Source organism: Zobellella taiwanensis (assembly GCF_003012795.1).
Lineage (GTDB): Bacteria > Pseudomonadota > Gammaproteobacteria > Enterobacterales > Aeromonadaceae > Oceanimonas > Oceanimonas taiwanensis.
Genome location: NZ_PXYH01000082.1, coordinates 1 through 255 on the forward strand (window position 1 = coordinate 1; position 255 = coordinate 255).

The 255-nt window shown below is 57.6% G+C and carries 1 protein-coding gene; it reads right to left on the minus strand.

Annotated elements, in window-relative coordinates; translation table 11 throughout:
- On the minus strand, window positions 1-255 hold a 255-nt coding region (locus C7I36_RS17510; protein WP_219899691.1), incomplete at both ends, for a hypothetical protein.

A 255-nucleotide genomic window follows, 5' to 3' on the forward strand; every position in this document is an offset into this window, starting at 1 on the left:
TCGCCGCAAGCCCAATGCCCCGGTTTCGCTTTGTCAGCGCTTTCAGCTTCTGCTTGAGTTTTACCACCTTCTTGTCCTGGATACGGGTGTAGTTCGTGTGGATCACCACACCCAGGAACTTCACCCCTTCATCGCTGTGGACGATGTGGGTCTTGGTGGCGTTAACCGTCAGCTTCAGCTCACCTTCCAGGTAGCTCTGGGCCACCCGTAACGCATTCTCCGCGCCCGCTCGTGAGCCGCACAGGATCAGGATGT